General features: G+C 50.4%; 2 protein-coding genes. Both read left to right on the forward strand.

Annotation, left to right across the window (positions count from 1 at the left end; translation table 11 throughout):
- The first annotated feature begins 233 nt into the window (after positions 1–233).
- The gene (locus QUA99_RS18950) at positions 234–1,865 is read left to right on the forward strand and encodes a type I secretion C-terminal target domain-containing protein (RefSeq protein ID WP_333242346.1); all 1,632 of its coding nucleotides are present in this window, start codon (positions 234–236) and stop codon (positions 1,863–1,865) included.
- A gap of 546 nt (positions 1,866–2,411) precedes the next feature.
- On the forward strand, positions 2,412–6,000 hold a 3,589-nt coding region (locus QUA99_RS18955), incomplete at its 3' end, for an Ig-like domain-containing protein (RefSeq protein ID WP_333343483.1).

Here is a 6,000-nt window from a genome sequence, read left to right on the forward strand (position 1 = left end):
GATGCTCCCGAGAGAACTCAGAGAAATCAATAATTCCGAGTTCCCTTGTTCGATAGACCGTGACATTTGTCATGGTTCGATCGTGACATTTGTCGGATGCGATCGACCCAGGTCGATCGGTATCTTTAAGATATCAACAGCAACCAGCAATTATTTAGATTCTGCATCTACAATCTCAAACTTCAAATTCAACGAATCACAATTACTCAAAACAATTAGGAGGAATCCCTATTATGGCTACTGGAACAAATGGTAACGATGCTCTTTATTCCGATCGTCCTTCGACCAATTCTTGGTTGCGTCTTCCCCGGTTGTCATACGATCCCTATCTATCTGGACTAGCAGGGAATGACAGCCTGTATGGTGCAAGGCTCAATGACATTCTATCGGGAGGCGAGGGTGACGACGTTCTGTTTGGGGAAGGTGGAAACGACTCTTTAAACGGCGGCAGGGACAACGACAAGATGTTTGGTGGTGCAGGCGATGACCTTTACTCGGTTGATAATACTGGAGATTTGGTCATCGAAGCTTTGAATGGCGGCATTGATACAGTGGAAAGTTCGATCGAATCCTACCGGTTGGGAGATAACATCGAAAACCTGATTCTGAAAGGAAATACGGCGCTTTGGGGTACGGGCAACAGCCTCGACAACCAGATGGTCGGCAATGGGGAAAATAATGCTTTTGTCGGGATGGAGGGAAATGACAGCCTCTGGGGAAATGCAGGTGACGACGAACTCACGGGTAGAAGCGGTGATGACTTGATGGTGGGTGGCATTGGTAATGACACTTATTGGGTAGAGGATCGGGGCGATCGAGTGGTCGAAGATGCCGAAAGTGGCACGGATGCGGTTTTTGCCACCGTCAATTACGCTTTGAGCGCTAACGTCGAAAATTTGTACCTCTCTCCCCATAGTAGTGCAATCAGCGGATCGGGAAATGCGCTCAACAACTTCATCGGACTTGCGAATACGGGTTCTGATAGGTTCGGTGTCAGCGAGCAAAACCTGGGCTTATTCGGTTGGGATGGCGATGACACCCTCGAAGGCGGTTCGGGAAATGACCTATTGCATGGCGGTACGGGTAACGATTTGATGCGGGGCGGGGCGGGTGATGACACTTATACCGCAGACAGTTTGGGCGATATCGTTATCGAACAGCCCGATAATGGGATTGATACGGTGTTAGTAATTGCGAGCTATACGCTGCCCGATAACGTCGAAAATCTGACTGTTTCGAGCCTGTTTCACGATGCGATCGATGGTACTGGCAATGCACTGAATAATGTCATCACTGCCAACGATGGCGATAACAAACTCGATGGTGGCGATGGAAATGACACAATTTATAGTGAATGGGGTAACGATATTGTTTCCGGTGGCAACGGCAATGATGTTTTGTTCGGCACGGCCACGATGTCCGAACTCTTATCGGGGAACGATGCCGATACCCTGACGGGAGGCGCAGGGGACGATCGCTTTGCCTACACCAGCTTCAACTTTGCTTACAATATCTCGAACAAAACAGACGATATCATTACCGATTTTGCCAATGGCAATGATGTGTTGGATTTACGAGAACTGCTGGATCATGTGTACGCCAACGCACAGTCTCTGATCGGCGACCCCATTGCCCAAGGCTTTCTGCGCTTGGTGGATGTGGGTGGCGATACGCAAGTGCAAATCGACTCAGATGGAACTGAGACTGCAAGTGAATTCACCGCGTTAGTTACTGTTAAGGGGATTGCACCCGATGGGTTGAAGATCGGTCAAAACCTCCTGATTCCGGCAAACACTGCCATCATGCCAGCCCCAGCACCGGGCAGCGTAAATGCGATCGAGCTCGTACCGTCTTTGTTAGGCTGAGGCACGCCTTTAACAGTCATCAGTCATCAGTCGTAGGGTGCGTCGCCACCCTTAAATCCCTAAAAAAATCGACAATCTCGCAGCGACGCACCTTACCAATCGACCCAGCTCAATTCGTATCTTGGCATTATGTCGATCGGTAGTTATTAGTAATTATTGTCGGCAATCTGGGTAATTCAAATTTACGATCGCATGGGTTAAAGGAATTTAAAAATAACAGGAGTTTGGGATAGTGGGGTAGAGATTTCGGATCGCTTTGTCGGATCTGTAAATTTACGTAACAGTCGAGTGCGATCTATAAAAAATTAGCTATTTTTGACAGATAGACACAAATTATTTCAGGGCGATCGCGGATTATTAAGTCAGGGTGACGAGCTTATCTGGGCTGAGTGTACGGATATTTGACTGCTTGGCTCAGATTGTGAATAAAAAGTAATAGATTACGAAAAACTCAAAAAGCAGGCTTCTAGAACAGAAACTCCAGATTTCTTCAAGAAGTTGAGTTCTGTATTGTTTAAACCAAAGCAAAAGTATAGGACAAAAATTATGGCTACTTTCACCGTCACTAATACCAACGACAACGAAAACGATTCCGGTTCCCTGCGATTTACCATCAAACAGGCTAATGCTCAAGTCGGTGCAGACACAATTATTTTCGACCCCATATTCTTTGCAATACCCAGGACGATCGACCTTTCAACACAATTAATTATCAACGACAGCCTCACCATTGAAGGAACGGGAACTAATAACCTAACGATTAGCGGCGATGCCAACAAAAATGGCAGCAACGACAATGGCGATGTCCGCCTTTTCTTCGTCAATCAAGGGACTGTTCAATTCAATAATCTCACCCTGGCAAATGGTCGGGGCAAGGGCGGCGACGGCGGTGGTGGAGGCGGTGGCATGGGCGGTGCCCTGTTCATCAATGGTGGTAGCGTCACTGCCAATAATGTCACCTTTTCAAATAACCAGGCAGTTGGTGGCAATGGCGGTAGCAGTACCTTTGGCAGTGGCGGTGGTGGCTTTGGTGGCAGTGGTGGCAAGAGCAGCTTTCGTGGTGGTGGTGGCGGTGGCTTTAGAGGCAACGGCTCGGCTGATATTCCCAATATTAGCAGTGGTGGCGGTGGTGGATTCAGTGGTGACAGCGAGTCAATCAATGGCGGTAGTGGCACAGGCACCATATTTGGTGGCAATCCAGCGGGTAATGGTGGCAGCGGCTTCGATTATGGGCTCGCTCAGTCCAATGGTGGCATGGGTGGTGGAATTGGCGGTGGCGGTGGCGGTGGTGGCGAGGGCGGTAATGGTACCGATAGAATCCTCAAAATCCCCGGCAATGGTGGCAGTGGTGGCGTTGGTGGCGGGGGCGGCGGTGGCGGTTTCAGCTTCTACACCACAGCAGTAGGTGGTTTTGGTGGCAACGGTGGCGACTTTGGAGGTGGCGGGGGCGGAGGTACGGGTTTTGGTGGCGGCTTTGGTGGCAGTGGCGGCTTTGGTGGCGGTGGCGGCGGTGGCGGCTTGGGCGGAGGTCCTACAAGTCCTTGGAACTTTGGTGGCGTTGGTGGCAAGGGCGGCTTTGGTGGTGGCGGTGGCGGTGGCGGTGCCAGCCAACTTGGATCTGGGGGCCCTCCGGGTAGTGGGGGAAGCTTCGGCGGTAACGGCGGCCAGGGTGGGAAGGGCGACATGATTACTCAAGGCAGCGGTGGCGGTGGCGGCGGTGCTGGACTGGGGGGTGCGATTTTTATTCGCGGTGGCTCCCTCACTGTTGCCAACAGTACGTTTCTCAACAACACGGCAACAGGTGGGTTGGGCGGTATCGTCCCTTCCACTTCTAACGCCACGTCAGGAGAAAACGGTCAAGGCAAAGGCGGTGCAATTTTTGCCGTTACTCCTGACCTTGCCAGTGCGGCAGGGGTGGCGGAGGCCCCCACGGTCACTACCAGCAATCTCACCTTCATCGGGAACAGCGCGACCGATGCGGTAGGGGCTCTCACCGATAACACAGATGTTTTTGGCATTAGCCCCCCTCCCGTCGTCTCCCTCAGTCCTGCCGTTATTAGTCAGCCTGAAGGCAACAGCGACTTGACAACTTATACCTATACCCTCAACCTCTCAAGACCCAGTAGCAAGCTCGTCTCTGTCATGTTGGAGATTACAGGAGGTACAGCAGCTTTCCCAAGCGATATCTTTTCCTATGCTTCCAGCGTTCCCATCCTTCCCGGACAGACGAGCCAAACCGTTAACATTAATGTTCGGGGTGATACGGCTATTGAACCAGACGAAAACTTCATCTACTCCATCCTGAGTGCGACCAACGCCACGATCGACTCCAATGCCAGCAGCGTCACGGGAATCATTCAAAATGATGATTTCAAACTACCAGATATCGGAGTGACTTATCTGGTCACAAATACCAATGACAGCGGGCCTGGTTCGTTGCGACAGGCAATGCTCAATGCCAATGCTCATCCCGGCGCAGATACGATCGCATTTCAAATTACCAATTTCATTCAGATTCCGCGCTTACCATTCCAGCAACCGATCCAGATCCCGATCGCTTTTAACCTTCCTCAGACGATCGACCTCAAGTCTGCTTTACCGACAATTACAGATACCGTCACGATCGACGGTTGGAGTCAAGGCGGTCTTGGTTTCCAAGGCGCGCCGCGAATTGAACTCAATGGCGCGGCATCGAATTCACCTGTAGGACTTGACATTCAGGCAAGCAATTCTGTTATCCGAGGACTGGCAATTAACAGCTTTCCGGGTGAATTATTGAAAGGGGCTGCTGGCATCAAGCTATCTAATGGTGCAGCAAAAAACTGGATTTATGGCAACTATATAGGCACCAATTTAACTGGCAATCTCGCTCGCGGTAACAGTGGGGATGGTATCTCGATAGATCGCACTGCCGGAACGGAAAATCGCATCGGCACGAACGGCGACGGATTGAATGATGTTGCCGAACGCAACGTAATTTCGGCCAATCGCGGTAACGGAATCGCGATTAAAAACAACTTCAACGCGATCGACAATAAGTTAACAATTGTAGCAGGCAACTACATCGGCATCCAAGCAGATGGAGTCAGTCCCTTGGGCAATCTAGGCAACGGTGTCTTGATTCAAAATAATGCTAATAATACGATCGGCGGTATCGAACCGGGAACTGGAAATGCGATCGCCTACAACAATTTAGCTGGAATTGCTGTTATCTCTGGCACGGGCAATGGGATTTCAGGCAATAGTATTTTTAACAATAATGGTTTGGGTATTGACTTAGGAAATAATGGAGTAACCCCTAACGATATAAACGATACTGACACGGGTGCTAACAACCTGCAAAACTTTCCTGTCATCACTTTTTCCCACTCCAATGGCCAGAAAACTGATATTAAAGGCACTCTCAATAGCACTCCAAATCAACAATTTCGGCTGGAATTATTTGCTAACTCCAGTCTCGACCCAACTGGCTTTGGCGAAGGCAAAACCTTCCTCGGTTCTACGATTGTCACTACTGACGGTAGCGGTAAAAATAGTTTCAACTATACCTATGGCAGTTCCCTACCCGTCGGTCAATTTATTACAGCAACGGCGATCGATCCCGCTAATAATACTTCTGAATTTTCCCCAGGATTTGCGATCGGCAACCAGTCACCTGTAGCAGCAAACGACAGCGCGATCGCCGATCGCAAAAATCCAGTCAATATTAACGTCCTGTCCAACGACACCGATCCCGATGGCGACCCTCTGACGATCGGCATTGTTACCAATCCGGTGAATGGGAAGGCAGTCGTCAATAATAACAACACGCCGGACAATCCCAATGATGATTTTATTACTTATACTCCCAATCTCGGATTTAATGGTGGCACAGAGAGCTTCAGCTATCAAGTCAGTGACGGTCAAGGGGCTACAGCAACAGCTAATGTCAACTTGACTTTCTTTCCCTCACCACCACCCACTCCGCCACTCCCGCCCACTCCGCCACCCCCGCCCACTCTGACATTGCCCACTCCGTCATTCCCACCCACTCCGCCACTTCCGCCCACTCCGCCACCCCCGCCCACTCTGACATTGCCCACTCCGTCATTCCCGCCCACTCTGACATTGCCCACTCCGTCATTCCCGCCCACTC

Origin of the sequence: Microcoleus sp. F10-B2, from assembly GCF_036704965.1 — a bacterium.
Lineage (GTDB): Bacteria > Cyanobacteriota > Cyanobacteriia > Cyanobacteriales > Microcoleaceae > Microcoleus.

What these genes read in the sequence shown, in the direction of transcription:
- QUA99_RS18950 (WP_333242346.1), top strand. Translation starts at nt 234, where the DNA reads ATGGCTACTGGAACAAATGGTAACGATGCTCTTTATTCCGATCGTCCT.